1 protein-coding gene and 1 pseudogene are annotated in these 615 nt (G+C 40.7%); both read left to right on the forward strand.

Annotation, left to right across the window (positions count from 1 at the left end; all coding sequences use genetic code 11):
* Nucleotides 1-144: pseudogene (locus tag R7Z49_RS26095) on the forward strand (LacI family transcriptional regulator); the annotation flags it as partial.
* A gap of 148 nt (nucleotides 145-292) precedes the next feature.
* On the forward strand, nucleotides 293-615 hold a 323-nt coding region (locus tag R7Z49_RS26100; RefSeq protein WP_318112574.1), incomplete at its 3' end, for a DUF3391 domain-containing protein.

Consider the following 615-nt stretch of genomic DNA (forward strand, 5'->3'; position numbering starts at 1 on the left):
TTCCCTATTAGTGATATGGCGCGAGCGGCTGGGCAAACGTTAATGGGGTTAGTAAAAAAACAGGAACACATAGAAAAACCTGTCTTCGAAGCCAAGCTAAAACTGCGTCATGCGGATCGAGTATTAAAACAAGACTCTGATTGATACTCAGGTATGAGCTTGATTCAAATTATGAACAACACATTGGTTCTTAACGCGAATGACTCGCACTTGTGAGTTATTATTGATGAATTTATTTACAGAATCTACTACTATTCTTGGTTTATCGTGAAAACTTAATAGTAGTGAAAAAGTGGCAGCAATTAAACTTACAGTGGATCGTATTCAGCCGGGATTACATATCCGCCTTCCGCTAAAGTGGAACGATCACCCCTTCCTACTCAATAGCTTTAAAATTAAAGACCAGGAACAGATCGAGATGATTCGTCATCTCGGTGTGAAGTTCGTGTACTTTAATCCAGAACAAAGCGACACCGCACCATTGCCCGTCAATCAAATCCAAACGGACAGCACAACAAGCAATGAATCGTTGGATCTAGAAACGCAAAAACTGTGGCAAGAAAAACAGAAACGAATTGAAAAGCTCAGTGCATATCGTCGACGAGTGATTCAGTG

Source organism: Vibrio sp. 1562 (assembly GCF_033340155.1).
GTDB classification, from domain to species: Bacteria; Pseudomonadota; Gammaproteobacteria; order Enterobacterales; family Vibrionaceae; genus Vibrio; species Vibrio alginolyticus.